Genomic DNA, 13511 nt, shown 5'->3' with positions numbered 1-13511 from the left:
TAAAGCTTCCAGCTATCCCATCCTGAGGAGGGGGTAGCTTTTCTTTTGCAAATAACTCTTTACATAAGGATAGAAACTATTTATATTTATCTTATTCATTAAGTTTATTACTGAGGAGACTGCTTATGAGAGACATGATCCAATGGGGCATTCTGGGACCCGGGGACATTGCGCGTGTATTTGCCGATGACCTTGTGCACGCACCCCATGCACGAATCACTGCTGTAGGCTCAAGATCACAGGAAAGAGCGGATGATTTTGCAGCCAAGTATCAGATTCCGTATGCCTATGGCAGCTATAAAGAGCTTATTGAGAATCCCGATGTTGATATTATTTACGTAGCTACTCCACATCCCATGCATAAGGAGCATGTACAAGCATGCCTACAGGCAGGCAAGGCTGTGCTCTGTGAAAAGTCCTTTACGATGAATGCCGCCGAGCTGGAGGAACTGGTTGTGCTAGCGCGGAAGAACAAGGTTTTTCTTATGGAAGCGATGTGGACGAGGTATTTGCCGGCTATCGAGAAGGTAAGGGAATGGCTGGCCAGCGGTGTAATCGGAGATGTACATATGATCGACGTTCGCTTCGGCAATCATGCCGTTTGGAACCCGGAAAGCCGCTTATTCAATCCTTCGCTCGGTGGCGGAGCTTTACTGGATGTTGGCATATATGGGGTATCCTTTATCTCGATGGTGATGGGCCAGCAGCCGACCACGATAAAAAGCTTGGTCAAGCTGGGAGCTACAGGCGTAGATGAAGTGTTCACAGCTTTGTTCGGTTATGAAGGCGGTCAAATGGCGCATCTTATGGCGGGGTTAAGCTTAAAATCGAAGCATGAGGTTACTATTCTAGGCAGCAAAGGCGAAATTACAGTCCCTGATTTTTGGCAGGCTAAAACAGTTGTATTATCCGTCTACGGAAAGCAGGAGGAGACCTACGTGGACAAAGCTGCGCCAAGAGGTTATACCTATGAAGCTAATGAAGCGATGCGATGCTTACGGGAAGGACGGCTGGAAAGCGCAATAATGCCACTCGACGAATCGCTTGCGATCATGCAAACGATGGATCGGCTGCGTGCAGATTGGGGATTGAAATACCCTTTCGAAGCATCTGTAGCATCCCATGAAAAGCCGAGCCAATAGCTCTCATGAATCCAATAAGTTTAGTTCTGCTATCAGGTTAGTTGTCGAGCTGAAGCTGGACTTGTTTTATAAAGGATGTCGGAAAAATATGAATGTCGATGCCTTGCCTGCATCTAATGTATCCATTATGAAAACCAAGTAGTAACGCATTTGTATTAGATCCATTAACAAAATTAATGATGACTTTTTTACCCAGAAATTCATCCAACATTAGCGATCCCTCATTTGTGTATGATATGTAGGCTACTAATAATGAATAAACACATTAGTAAAGTTTGAAACCGTATATGGCTGCTAGCTTAGCAAACGTTCTTAAACCAAGCCCTGTATGATAAAATAGTCAGTAAGCCGAGAATTAGCTCCGTGGTTGTGTAATGGGAAAGAAATAAGGGAGGAGCTCTCATGGACTATGTCAGGGATTATGCGATGTATGCAGCCATATTCGGAATATTCAGCTTTAGCTGGTTTGGTTGGGCTCAGGAAAATCCGCGAAAAAGCTGGCGTATGTATATCGGGATCGCTTCTGGCGTGGCATTACTGGTAGGTTTAATCGGTATTTATTTGAGCGTCACCCATTGGAATGACAACACGGCTTTATCAGACCCAAGAGTATTCAAACAGTATTTATTATTTGTCTATATTGAATTCTTTTTGGCTGCTGTAGGTGCGTTCCTATTAATAAAGTTCAAATATCAGAATTATGTTGCCCCTTGGATTGCTTTTATAGTAGGCCTTCATTTTTTCTGGTTAGCCCCTATTTTCAAAGATTCCAGCTTGTATATATTGGGCATTCTGCTGGTTGTGATTTCAATCGCTTCCTTATTTATTTCCAAAAAATTAAATACAGCAAATAGCGCAATTACAGGTATTGGCACGGGTACGGCTTTGTTCTGTTTTGCGATATTAGGTTTGATCCGGTTTTTAAATTCGTGAGCCAGGTTCATTTTGGAAAAAGAGGATAAAAACAGTCTGGCAACGTTAGGGAATAAGGAGGCTTTCGGACTGGCAGGATGCCTGGAAACCAAGACGATATCAGGCTATGGTATAACGTAAAAAGAAGGTTGCTGCAACGGATACGTGATACGTAAAAGCACCTCACTCCCCACTTAAACGGGAGATGAGGCGCTTTTTTGGTTTTTGTTCGTCTAATCGGTGCTCGCGGATCCATTAAACCAGGCGTTTTACTTGAAGCAGTTCATCCTGGGTCATCGCCAAGGCACGTTTACACAGTGACGCTTTGAGGAAATCCAGTCGAAGCTCGTCGCTTTCAGTACGAGTGCCAGCGCGGCCTTTTTCCAGCAGGTCATAAAACTCAAGCGGTAAAAAGCCATCTTTAAGAGAAACCTCCACGGGGGAACGGCCCGCAATAGAAATGACAAAGGTATAGGATTGGGCCCGATGTGGATCATATTGGGCAACTGGATAATTAACATCAACCGTTAAAGAATTGTGGGTGGTTGCCCGTGTCACATATTCGATAGCGTCGCGAAAGCCAGGCCCGCCATGACCGGAAAGCACCTTAATATCTTTTCGCTGGGGCGGCTCGTTCCCGCATAATTCTTCTATTCCCGCCTGAAGCATACGAAAGGCTACGGCAATTGCCATTAGAAACTGGCCGCAATGATATTTTTCAATATCATCAAACCTGATTATTTTCAAATGCTCTGCTGTTCGTCCATCCCTTACTGCAATTTCCAACATCAAATAGCCTCCAAATTTCAAATAGAATATAATTGAGAATGAATATCATTATCCAGTTCGAATCATATCATTGATCTGGTTTGATGTCTACTTTTATTTAAAAGATACTAAAAGATATCAAAAGATACTAAACAACATATAAAAATTTAAGTTTCTAACATGATTTGACCTGTTTTTGACAGATCATACCCAGGAATGGCACGCAGCTGAGCCCTAAAGGTTTCGTCATTAAGAATCTCAACAACCGCTTGAATCCATTCATGGTTTTCTGGTTTTTTAAGCATAACGAGATCCACCCGTTCTTCAATCAGGCGAATGAAATCCACTCCATCGATCATCGTCGCCGATTTTTCATTCCCAATCCCCACATCAGCTTCCCCAGAGGCGACCTTGGCAGCTACCGCAATCGGATTGGATTCTTCGGTTCCATAGCCTTTGAGCAGCTCTGCTTTCATACCGAGAAGGCGCAGTTGTTCATCCAGGAGCACACGGGAGCCAACTCCCTTTTCTCGATTGACGATGCTTAGCCCTGGTTTTTTTAAATCGCTCCAGCCCCGCAGCTTTAACGGATTTCCTTTAGCCACGAAAAACCCGGTGTGCCGTGTGAGTAAATTAACAACAAGGAAAGGGCTGCCGATAAAAATCCTGCTGATGTAGGGGAGGTTATAGGTGCCCGTTTCCCCATCGAACAGGTGGGTCGAAACCATATCGCATTCTCCGCGGTAGAGCGCAATTAAGCCGTCAAGGCTTCCCATATAGGCACGTAGTGGGCGGGCTCCCACGATATGCTTCTCCATTTGCCTGGCCAAAATATCGATACTAATATCCTGTCCCGTTATTACAATCGTTGGGTTGCCCGTTGAATTCGAGGCAAAAGGAGCCGCGGGTACGGGTTGGGAACGTTCTTGAAAATCACTCGGTAGCTTAAAAGGTGATGCTTTCTCGCGGTTTTTGTAGGCTTCGAGATCTGCTGCATCTACCCGCATTTGCTTGCCTACACGAAAGGAAGGAAGGTCGCCTTTCTTAATTAAGTCATAAACCGTAACCTTGGAAACCTTTAAAAGCTTGCCAATTTCTTCTGTTGTATATGAAATATCCGACATTCCCATCCTCCTAATAAAGCCTCCAACTAAAGCCTGCCGCTCACGGGCATTTACTGAAAATTGTAACAGATGTTTATGCTCCGTGCCACGGGTTCGCTTTCTATTTCCATCTGGATGGCATGTAAGGTTTGCCGAGACCTACTCTCACATCGTATAATTGGGGTAGGGAACCATCAAATAACAGCTTAGTAATTTAAAAGTTTCTCATTTAGTATGGATTTCATGTATAATCAACGAGATGAATGATGAAGTTAGCTTCGATTTCCATAGTAAAGCTAGCATCGAAAAACAAATTTTAGGAGTGGTAGTCTGAAAAAGCATAAGCCCATATCGTTAGACGAGCTATTGAAGGATTTACAAGGCCAAAATACGGTGCAAGAAGACCCGAATTTTATTTCATTGGATGAATTGTTTAATGATGCCTTTATGAGCAAGCATTCCAGCCTGAAGACTTTTGCAGCGTTTTTAGAGAAAGGCAACTTTCAAGTGAAAACGCAAGCAGATATCAACAACATCCATGCTGAGCTGTTTGAGCGACACATTGTGAGAGAAACCGATTTTGCTAATTGGAAATCAATGCTGGAAACAGCAAACAAGGAATATGCAGGTAAAAAGTAAGCCCTAATTGACTTGCATAAAAAGAACCTCCACCCACACCAATAGTGGATTAGGAGGTTCTTTTGCTTTTAAAAATCCCGCAGCGCTTCAATTAAAAAGACGACTTTCCATTTAGGAAATCGAATGGAAAGTCGTCTTTTTTGAACATTTTACAGCGATGCAAGGTATTCGTCGAGTTGGCCGAAGGTAGCGCCGAAGCCTTGCTGCATGGAGCCAAACATCGAATGGTAAAATTGCAGCTCCTCTTCGGTAGCATCAACAGGGCCTCCGCTCATTTCTATTCGAGTTTTGCCATCTTTCTCAATAAAAGTCACCACATAAGAAATTTCTAGTGGAAAGGTTTCGCTAAAAGAAGCTCGAACCGTATTGCCTTCTTCATCGGAAAAGGAAGTAATGTACACCAGCTTCTCTGGAGCTACAATCTCACCATACACAAACTTGGCCCACATTTCGTGGCCATCCGAAGATTTCATGCAAAAATGGAAGATCCCGCCTGGGTGGATATCTGCTTTGGAGATATGGATTGAAAAGCCTGTGGGTCCCCACCAATGCTGCAAGTGCTCCGCTTCAGTCCATGCCTTGAATACAAGCTCCCGCGGGGCACTAAAGACACGGGTAATGACGAATTCGACCCCTTGGTTGGTTGTTTTTTCTTCAGACATTTAAATTCCTCCTATTATTAGCCATGCTTAGTGAAGCCGCTCTTAGTCTTTTATGGTACAAAACGTAGGAGCCAATAATTACAATGTAACCAATTGGGAAGACTGCTAATTCAATAAGCGGATCGCCAACTGCTATGAATGAGTACATGGCTCCCGTCAAATCGAAAACAAGTCCGGCATAAGCCCATTCCTTTATTCTCGGAAATCCGGGAATCAGGATCGCCACAACTCCTAATAGTTTGGCAGCACCTAGAAAGGGCTGCAGGTAAGCAGGATATCCTAAATGAGCAAATAAGACGACACCATCGGGTGCGGATAGAAGGTTCGGAATCGCCCCAATTCCCATTAAGGCTACCGTAAGTACAGTGAAAATCCAGTAAAAAATGGTTATTTTCCTCATGTATTAGCACTCTTCCTTTACAAGGTTTATTCCATCTTCGCCAGTTGCTGCTCAAGACGGTCAAATGTTGATTTGGCGCGCCATACACCACCTGGTTTCACATCAATTTCCTGTTTGTTTCCATTTCCATGGGTACATGCCTCCTCCAATTTTATTCGTATATTTCTGCTCCACAGGGCTACTGCTTGTTGTCTGGGTTCGCTTCCTTTCTTTGCAGCTCCTGCAGATAATCGTCCAATCGGTCGAATCGTTCTTCCCAGATACGGCGGTACGATTCCATCCAGGCATCAAGCTCCTGGAAGGGAGCGGCTCGTAGCTTGTAAATTCGCCGATTAGCGACCGCATGCACCTCAACGAGTCCGGCATCACAAAGCACACGGAGATGCTTGGAGGTTTGCGGCTGATTAAGGCCGAGTTGGACAGCGACATCTCCTACGGAGAGTGGGCCATCACGCAAGAGTTCGACAATATTGAATCGATTGGGCTCGGCAAGAGCGCTAAAAGTGGAATTCATAATTTGAGTATATTTTATATGGAATATTCCTGTCAAGGAATATTGTGAGATGTCACAAATGGGTATAATTTACAATCTGAATTTTCTGTAATAAACTAAGCACAAATCATATCATTGCGATGATGAAGAGAGTAAACATAATGAACATCAAAATTGGAGGATTCAGATAGTGGATAAATTGCGATACCCGATAGGTCATTTTGTAGCAAATCCCCATCTGTCCGTAGAGGAACGGAACCATTGTATAGAGCAAATCCCTGACATTTCAAAATCTCTAAAGGAGGTTTTGGAGAACCTCGACTCGGAACAGTTACAAATCCCTTATCGTCCTGATGGCTGGACAACGCAGCAAGTTGTGCATCATATGGCAGATAATGATATGAACGCTTACCTACGGTTAAAAAGAGCGTTAACGGAAGATGATCCCATTGCGAGTTCTTATCGTGAGGATCTGTTCGCAGAGCTGAACGACTACAGAGATGTTCCCGTGCAAACGTCATTGACGCTTTTAGAAGCTCTACATAGCCGGTTATTTATTTTACTTCATAGTTTAAGCCAGGTAGATTTCAGCAGAAAGTTCACAACCCAAGCTTTAGGCCCGATTACTATCGATATTGCGCTACAAAGATTTGTTTGGCACAATCGACATCATATTGCACAGATAAGAGGTTTAAAAGAGGATAACGGCTGGTAAAGGTATAAGTTAGGTTCGTTTTTGTCTAGACTAACAGAATAAACTTATTCTAATTGGAGGACTATGTGATGGAAAAATTATATACAGCTACGGTTAAGGCAACAGGTGGAAGAGATGGGAAGCTAGTATCCAGTGACAACAATCTGAATCTGGATGTACGGATGCCTAAGGAATTAGGGGGTCAGGGCGGTGCAGCAACGAATCCTGAGCAGCTTTTTGCAGGGGGATATGCAGCATGCTTCGAAAGTGCACTAAATTTGGTATGCAGAACCAAAAAAATTAAGGTCGAGGGGACGGAGGTAACAGCTCATGTTACGATTGGAAAAGATACGGATGGCGGATTTGGGCTTGAAGTGAAATTGGATGTACACCTATTGGGTGTTGATCCGGCTTTAGCCAAGGAATTGGTTGACGCTGCGCATCAGGTATGCCCATATTCCAAGGCCACGAGGGGAAATATTCAAGTTGAGCTCAACGTAGTTTAAGTTACCACCCAGATGCACGAAATGCGGTTTGGCATGGAAAGGGCTGACCGAATGGGAGCTGGTCAAGCAGGCTATCGCTGGGTATTCAAGTCTTAGCAGCCATAATGGGCGCAAGTGGAATTTTATAAATAAAACGGATAACAAGCTCAGCACCAATTATATTCAAAAGTATGGCCCCATACACACCTATCGTGTAGCTCAGCGTATATGGAATCCCAAATCCATCATGTAAAACAAAGCTAATTAAATGAATAAACATATTGGTAAAACAAAAAGCATAGCTGCGCACCATCCATTTCCAATGTTTATTCACTTGCTTGCGTTTGATTTGGACTAATGCCGTAATAGTCATCCCAAACCACAAAATGTTTACAAGGTTAAACGGGATGCTATTTATTTTCCCTCCTGTCGTATAAGGTGCCATGTAACCAGATGTAACAACTACAATAAAAACGCAAAGGACATAGAGATAGCCATTGATTCGATGGAAGAGTCGATACTTCCGCAAAAGCGTGCTTGAGAAATTAAGAGCTCCCGCTACCATAGCCAAACAAGCAGCAATAACATGAATATGCATCACATTTGCCCATGCCGGAACAGGTATGGGCCGTTTGAGATTGGTTTTGTGGCTTAGAAAATCCGCTGCCTGTGGATCGTAAAGCAAATTCGTGTACGTCACATAAATGATATAAATAAGGGAAATCGCGACCATCAGGGCATATAAGTATTTGCCTTTAAATACGTTCATAGGATCACTCCAATATTCAGTTATTTTAGTGGTATTTTAAATACCGAACCGTCCGGTATCTTTATTAATGCTATTATATAGCAAATTATGGTATAATTCATTCGTGAATTGTTACAATTTATGTACGAGTCCGAACGCTTTTGGATCGTCCCATTTGCAATTATCATAAATGAAGAAAGGAATCCTTACATGCGAAAAGGCGAAAAAACAAAAGCTCATATTATTATGAAATCCGCAGAGCTTTTTAATCAAAAGGGATATGCAGGAACGACCATGCAGGATATTATTGAAGCTACCGGGCTCACTAAGGGCGGTTTATACCGAAGCTTTACGAATAAGGATGAAATTGCCCTAGAGGCATTTAAATACGCAGGAAACTTGCTTTCGGAGCATTTTTCGGCAGCTATCCAAGGCAAGGAAACGGCAATTGAGAAAATATCGGCCATGGGCGAGGTTTATAGCGATGCTGTTCACAATCCTCCCCTGATCGGAGGCTGTCCTTTTTTAATCACAGCCGTTGAAAGCGACCATGCCTCTCCCTTCCTCCGTGACCAAACGCTTGCGATATATGAGCTTACTTTATCCTTGATCCAGAGTATTTTGAAACAGGGCATAGCGGATAAGGAGCTTCGGGTAGACATGGACACGGAATCGGTAGCCTCCTTTTGTTTTTCAGCCATTGAAGGCGGTATTCTTGTGAGCAGGCTTACCCGTGACAATAAACATGTCGCCTATGCGATTAAAAACATCGAGCTGCTGCTGCTGACCTTTAAGCATGAAAAGGATTAATTGGGAATTGTCAGAGCTCTACCGTATAAAAGCTTGCCAATAGCTTATAAGAATCGAGGATGGTACTATGAGCAACCTAATAAAGGGTATTGTAATAGGAATAGATGGAGGCGGCACCCATACACGGGTGATGGCTGCGGACTGTGAGGGCAATGTACTCGCTTACATCGAGAAGGGAGCCGCCTCCTTTCACAAGGATGGGCAGGCAAAACTGAATGTTCATCACGCCATCCAAGAAGCGTTGCAACAGGCCGGCAAGGAAATTAGCGATGTGGTTGGTTTGGTAGGCGGGATTGCCGGCTATGATTCGGAAGCTGACCTCGGATGGGTTCAACCATTAACGGATATGGAGGGCTTAACAGGTCTCAATTTGCTTGTGAACGACGCAGTGGTTGGGCATAGCGGCGCTTTGTTATCCGAGCCTGGCATTATCGTGATCTCAGGAACCGGTTCTATTATTTTCGCGGTTAATGAGCAAGGCAGACAGATCCGTAATTACGATATGTACCAATATGCAGCCAGCGCCGCACGTTTCCTCGCCTATGATGTTACCTACGAGGTCTTAGCAGGCAATTTCGACGAAAGCGACCAGGAGCTTGTCCAGGAGCTGCTGCAATTTTGGGGCTTTTCCTCTATTCAAGAGCTGGCTCAGTTTGCACTTAACGGTTTCATCGCTGACCGTAGAGAGCGGAATAAACGATTTGCCGAGCTTGCCCCTGCGATAACTCAAGCAGCTGTGTACAATAGCCGATTGGCGCAAACCGTCTGCGACCGCGCCGTGCACCAGATTATGGTAGGCATTGAGATGCTTGCTTCCTATTTTTCAGCACAGGAGGTAAAGGTTGCTTTAATAGGAAGTGTGGCCAACAGCGAGTATTTCCAGCAACAGCTTGCCCTTCGAACTAAAGCCGGCAACCATAAAAGTTACCAATTGGTCAAGCCGGTATTCTCTCCCGTGGCTGGCGCGGTGCTAATGGCGCTTAAGCAAATTTCTATGCCCATAACAGCACAATTGCTGGACAATCTTGCACGTCATCCTCACTCCCGCCATGAATGAATTCTCAGATTAAAGAGAGCCTGTTTCACGGATTCGCAACCCGACAAGAATATATTGTCAACCACCCGAAAATAGTAGATAATACTTAGCGTGCAGAAGCATTAATACTACTAAGAATAGGTGGAGAATAGATGAAACAATTTTCATTATCCGAAAAAATTAAGTATAAATTTGACAATCTGATGTCAAGAGGCACGCCTGCATTAATAGGGTATTTGGCCTTCATTTCCTTCGTAATTGTACTTTTTATATCCTTTATCGCGTGGCTGACCGATGCTTCGCCAGAAGAAAGCTTTCTTAATCTAGTCTGGCTGAGCTTTATGAGGGCGATCGATGCTGGAACACTGGGTGGCGATACGGGAAGCTATTTATTTATGTTTCTTATGCTGTTGATTACACTTAGCGGTATTTTTATCGTCAGTATCCTGATCGGACTGTTAACCTCCGGTATTCAAGACAAGATTGAGTCTCTGAGAAGAGGCCGTTCTATCGTCATCGAAAGCAATCATTCTATCATCCTCTGGTGGTCCGATAATATTTTCACCTTAGTTTCAGAGATCATTGAAGCCAACAAAAGCTTGAAGAAATCGACGATCGTCATTATGGCTCCGAAGGACAAGGTCGAAATGGAAGAGGAGCTACAAGAAAGGATTCCTTCCACATTTGGCACCAAAATTGTTTGCCGGCAAGGCTCCCCCTTGGATATTGCTGATATTAACATGCTGAATATTAGTGCAGCCCGAACCGTAATTATTAATGATGATGTAGATGCCAACACAATCAAAACCATACTGGCTATTACCGCCAATACGAACCAGCAGCAAAAGTCAGCGCATATCGTAGCTGTAGTCAAGGACCCACAAAATTTGGAGGTTACGAGAATTGCCGGAAAAGGCCAAGCTGAAATCATTCTTGCGGACAAGCTGATCTCAAGAGTTATTGCACAAACGTGCCGACAATCCGGGCTCTCTGTGATTTATACCGATCTTCTTGATTTTAATGGCAATGAAATTTATTTCAAATCAGAGAAATCGCTTACCGGAAAAGCTTTCGGGGATATTATTAATGCCTATGCTTCGTCATCGGTAATTGGGTTGTTTCGTAATCAAGCTGTAATTATCAATCCATCCAAGGATTTAATCCTAGAGGACAATGATAAAATCATTGTGATTTCTTTGGATGACGATCAAATTATATTGTCGGGATTGAAGGAATATCCGGTACAAAAAGAGCTGTTAGCTGCCGTAGCCGTAGCTACGCCTTTACCCGAAACCACCTTATTTCTGGGCTGGAATGAGCATGCCATTGATATTATTCGAGAGCTGGATAAGTATGTGGCCCAAGGCTCGATCATTAAAGTTGCAGCTGAATTTGACGGCGACGATAATCGCTTACAAAGCTTGTGCGAGGGGCAACTGAGCAATTGTACAGTCCAGTTTGTAGAAACTGATATTTCGAACCGCGGCGCACTCGAAGCCTTAGTTGCTGAAAAATTCGACCATATTATTGTGCTTTGCTACCAGGACCGTCTAAGCGTTCAAGAGGCAGATGCGGTAACTTTAATTACCTTGCTCCATTTAAGAGATATTTCGGAAAAGACCGGCATCCAATTTTCATTAGTCAGCGAAATGCTGGATGTTCGCAACCGCGAGCTTGCCGATGTGAATAAGGTCAATGACTTTGTTATCAGCGGTAAAATCATTAGCTTAATGGTTGCGCAAATTTCCGAAAACAAATATTTGAACCTCGTGTATGAGCAATTATTCGGATCTGAAGGGTCTGAAATTTATATGAAAAAAATAAGCAATTATATTACACTAAGCGGTGAAGTTAACTTTTACACGTTGGTGGAATCGGTCCAATTAAAAAATGAAATCGCCATTGGTTATAAAATTGAAGCGGAAGCTGCGAATGCCAGCAAAAACTATGGGATTTATATGAATCCGCAGAAAGCAGCATTTATTAAGTTTACCGACCAGGATAAAATGATTGTGATAGGCGAGGAATAGGAGCATTCCCGCTCATAGACCAGCCCAATAAAATCGAAAAAACCTTCAGAACCACAGTAGATGTGGAGGCTGAAGGTTTTTTTGGGGGAAGCTTATAATTCTACATCATCATAAACCTTAATGTTAAGCACAAAGCCAATCGAAATCATATTGGTCATCAAAGAGGTGCCTCCATAGCTAATAAATGGGAGGGTGATCCCTGTAATCGGCATGATGCCGATCAGCATGCCGACATTTTCAAAAATCTGGAACAGGAACATGGAAGCAATGCCCATAATCACATAGATTCCTGCCTTGGTTTGGAGGTTTAAGGCAATAATCATCATCCGGTAAATCAGAATAAAATAAAGCATTAGCAGCACAGAGGAGCCCACGAACCCAAACTCTTCGCCGACTACAACAAAGATGGAATCGGAATAGGTGTATGGAACCTGGCCTCTTTGGACGGAGGTTCCTTTTAGAAAACCATCTCCCTGCAGAGAGCCAGAGCCGATGGCTGTAATCGCCCGCTTCATGTGATACGTTGATTTCTCGGATGCCTGTTCCGGCAGCAGCACAGCATCAATACGATCCAGCCAGTATTCCTTATTTTTAGTCGCCATATATTGTTTGACTTCATCATGATATTTGACATAGCTGTACAGCATGGTGCCGCTAACCGCCACAATAATGACCATACCGATGATGGCATGGCTATAGCGGATATGCCCAACCCAGCAAATGACAAGAAAAATAACGGGATACCCGATAGCATTGCCCAGATCAGGCTGCATCAACACTAGCATGAATGGAAGTAAGGTCATGAGTCCCATCGGCATGACCTCTTTGGTAAAGTTGAGGAGCTCCACATTTCTTTTGGACAGAAAATAAGCGAGCAATAGGATCATAAACAGCTTGCAAATCTCGGCAGGCTGAAAGCTCAGTCCGCCCGGCAAGGAGAACCAGCCTTGGGAGTTATTGATCGTATCCCCTTTAAAATAAAGAAAGATCAACAGACCAACGCCCGCCATATAATAAAGCGGGGCAAACTTTAGAATGATCTTATAGTTAATAAACAGCATAGCGAACACAACAATGAACCCCAAGCCGTAAAAATACAGCATTCTAATATGGGCTCCGACATAATCAGGGTTCATCCATGTGGCACTGTAAATGCAGAAAATACTAATCCCCATAAAGATAAATAGCAGTGAAAGAATAATCCCGTCTAACCTGTCAATCCTTTTCTTCATTAAAATTCCCAAGCAGCGACCCCCAGTATGGAGCTTATTATTTTATATTGTACAGCCAATCTGGTTATTAATAAAATAAATGAATTAAGAACTGTCTAGATAAGACGAAGGATAGCTATATAAAGTTACACTATAAAACAACTTAATAAAGCATCCTTTCCTAAAAGATGGCACGGATTCGTAAATAAGCCTCATTCAGGATATGGCACCTAAAGAAACCGTCCGAAGCTTGAAGTGACCCCAAAAAGTTAGACAATATATATTAGGCTACCTTATGGGTGTGAATCCGGTATTGTACCGGGCTCATGCCCTTTAGTTTTGCCTTTATGCGTTTGTGGTTGTAATACTGGATATATC

The 13511-nt window shown here is 43.3% G+C and carries 17 protein-coding genes; 8 read left to right on the top strand and 9 right to left on the bottom strand.

Going from position 1 to position 13511, the window contains the following annotated elements; translation table 11 throughout:
- The first annotated feature begins 125 nt into the window (after window positions 1-125).
- Entirely contained in the window at window positions 126-1142 is a 1017-nt protein-coding gene (locus tag G9U52_RS11430) for a Gfo/Idh/MocA family protein (protein ID WP_166149571.1), read from the top strand.
- Window positions 1143-1544: 402 nt separating this feature from the next.
- A complete protein-coding gene (locus tag G9U52_RS11425; protein WP_166149569.1) occupies window positions 1545-2075 on the top strand; it encodes a hypothetical protein in 531 nt (176 codons plus the stop codon).
- Window positions 2076-2309: 234 nt separating this feature from the next.
- Here the strand turns inward: G9U52_RS11425 and G9U52_RS11420 are convergent, their stop codons facing one another.
- Both G9U52_RS11420 and G9U52_RS11415 read right to left on the bottom strand, forming a co-directional pair.
- The gene (locus G9U52_RS11420; protein ID WP_166149567.1) at window positions 2310-2843 is read right to left on the bottom strand and encodes a hypothetical protein; all 534 of its coding nucleotides are present in this window, start codon (window positions 2841-2843) and stop codon (window positions 2310-2312) included.
- A gap of 146 nt (window positions 2844-2989) precedes the next feature.
- Window positions 2990-3946 (bottom strand): helix-turn-helix transcriptional regulator, encoded by a 957-nt coding sequence (locus G9U52_RS11415; RefSeq protein WP_166149565.1) that lies wholly within the window; start codon window positions 3944-3946, stop codon window positions 2990-2992.
- Window positions 3947-4273: 327 nt separating this feature from the next.
- Here G9U52_RS11415 and G9U52_RS11410 point away from each other — a divergent pair, with 327 nt between their 5' ends.
- Window positions 4274-4564, top strand: a complete 291-nt coding sequence (locus G9U52_RS11410) for a hypothetical protein (protein ID WP_311764867.1) — start codon at window positions 4274-4276, stop codon at window positions 4562-4564.
- A 149-nt stretch (window positions 4565-4713) separates the two neighbouring features.
- Here G9U52_RS11410 and G9U52_RS11405 read toward each other — a convergent pair whose 3' ends face one another.
- Genes G9U52_RS11405 through G9U52_RS11395 form a run of 4 tightly spaced genes read right to left on the bottom strand, consistent with a single transcriptional unit; the run spans window position 4714 to window position 6140 of the window.
- Entirely contained in the window at window positions 4714-5226 is a 513-nt protein-coding gene (locus G9U52_RS11405) for an SRPBCC family protein (protein ID WP_166149563.1), read from the bottom strand.
- Complete coding sequence (locus G9U52_RS11400) at window positions 5219-5626, bottom strand: DoxX family protein (RefSeq protein ID WP_166149561.1); 408 nt, start codon at window positions 5624-5626, stop codon at window positions 5219-5221. The genes G9U52_RS11405 and G9U52_RS11400 overlap by 8 nt, the downstream gene beginning before the upstream one ends.
- A gap of 26 nt (window positions 5627-5652) precedes the next feature.
- Window positions 5653-5775 carry a hypothetical protein gene (locus G9U52_RS40855; protein WP_279538604.1) on the bottom strand — a complete coding sequence of 41 codons (123 nt, stop codon included), beginning with the start codon at window positions 5773-5775 and terminating at the stop codon, window positions 5653-5655.
- Between the two features lie 29 nt (window positions 5776-5804).
- A complete protein-coding gene (locus G9U52_RS11395) occupies window positions 5805-6140 on the bottom strand; it encodes an ArsR/SmtB family transcription factor (protein WP_166149559.1) in 336 nt (111 codons plus the stop codon).
- 169 nt (window positions 6141-6309) lie between these two features.
- Between G9U52_RS11395 and G9U52_RS11390 the strand changes: the two genes are divergently transcribed.
- Window positions 6310-6834, top strand: coding sequence for a YfiT family bacillithiol transferase (locus G9U52_RS11390; RefSeq protein ID WP_166149557.1), 525 nt, complete (start codon window positions 6310-6312; stop codon window positions 6832-6834).
- A 68-nt stretch (window positions 6835-6902) separates the two neighbouring features.
- The gene (locus G9U52_RS11385) at window positions 6903-7319 is read left to right on the top strand and encodes an organic hydroperoxide resistance protein (protein WP_166149555.1); all 417 of its coding nucleotides are present in this window, start codon (window positions 6903-6905) and stop codon (window positions 7317-7319) included.
- Between the two features lie 85 nt (window positions 7320-7404).
- On the opposite strand, the gene G9U52_RS11380 is transcribed toward G9U52_RS11385, so the two are convergent.
- The gene (locus G9U52_RS11380) at window positions 7405-8067 is read right to left on the bottom strand and encodes a DUF2306 domain-containing protein (RefSeq protein ID WP_166149553.1); all 663 of its coding nucleotides are present in this window, start codon (window positions 8065-8067) and stop codon (window positions 7405-7407) included.
- Between the two features lie 189 nt (window positions 8068-8256).
- On the opposite strand from G9U52_RS11380, the gene G9U52_RS11375 reads away from it, so the two are divergent.
- From G9U52_RS11375 to G9U52_RS11365, 3 genes are all read left to right on the top strand, one after another.
- The gene (locus G9U52_RS11375; protein WP_166149552.1) at window positions 8257-8856 is read left to right on the top strand and encodes a TetR/AcrR family transcriptional regulator; all 600 of its coding nucleotides are present in this window, start codon (window positions 8257-8259) and stop codon (window positions 8854-8856) included.
- Window positions 8857-8923: 67 nt separating this feature from the next.
- Complete coding sequence (locus tag G9U52_RS11370) at window positions 8924-9913, top strand: BadF/BadG/BcrA/BcrD ATPase family protein (RefSeq protein WP_166149551.1); 990 nt, start codon at window positions 8924-8926, stop codon at window positions 9911-9913.
- A 131-nt stretch (window positions 9914-10044) separates the two neighbouring features.
- Complete coding sequence (locus G9U52_RS11365) at window positions 10045-11922, top strand: CASTOR/POLLUX-related putative ion channel (protein WP_166149550.1); 1878 nt, start codon at window positions 10045-10047, stop codon at window positions 11920-11922.
- A gap of 92 nt (window positions 11923-12014) precedes the next feature.
- Here G9U52_RS11365 and G9U52_RS11360 read toward each other — a convergent pair whose 3' ends face one another.
- A complete protein-coding gene (locus G9U52_RS11360; RefSeq protein WP_166150685.1) occupies window positions 12015-13154 on the bottom strand; it encodes an FtsW/RodA/SpoVE family cell cycle protein in 1140 nt (379 codons plus the stop codon).
- A 262-nt stretch (window positions 13155-13416) separates the two neighbouring features.
- Window positions 13417-13511, bottom strand: a 95-nt coding sequence (locus G9U52_RS11355) for an IS3 family transposase (protein ID WP_166146753.1), incomplete at its 5' end; no start/stop codon positions are given.

It is taken from the genome of Paenibacillus agricola (assembly GCF_011440305.1).
Classification (GTDB): domain Bacteria; phylum Bacillota; class Bacilli; order Paenibacillales; family NBRC-103111; genus Paenibacillus_S; species Paenibacillus_S agricola.
This window is presented reverse-complemented; position numbering and strand designations above follow the sequence as displayed.